This is a genomic window from Janthinobacterium rivuli (genome assembly GCF_009208735.1).
Classification (GTDB): Bacteria; Pseudomonadota; Gammaproteobacteria; order Burkholderiales; family Burkholderiaceae_D; genus Janthinobacterium.
In genome coordinates this window covers 1-279 of the sequence record NZ_WFLJ01000087.1, presented here as the reverse complement: position 1 = coordinate 279, position 279 = coordinate 1, and the positions used below count along the sequence as shown (strand labels likewise).

At 63.4% G+C, this 279-nt stretch carries 1 protein-coding gene; it reads left to right on the top strand.

Annotated elements, in window-relative coordinates:
• Positions 1-279: TIM barrel protein (locus tag GCN78_RS29045; RefSeq protein ID WP_152254754.1), on the top strand; the 279-nt coding region annotated here is incomplete at both ends.

Below are 279 nucleotides of genomic sequence, written 5' to 3'. Positions count from 1 at the left end.
TGCTGTTCGACACCGGTCACATCACCTTTGCCGGCGGCGACGCGCTGGCGGTGCTCAACAAGCATATCGATCGCATCTGCCACGTGCATTGCAAGGACGTGCGCCCCAACGTGGTGAAACTGGCGAGGAATGGCCACTGGAGTTTCCTGCAGGCCGTCATCAATGGCGCCTTCAGCGTGCCCGGCGACGGCTGCATCGATTTTCCGGCCATCCTGACGCGCCTGTATCTGCATGGCTACGAAGGCTGGCTGGTGGTGGAGGCGGAGCAGGACCCGGCCG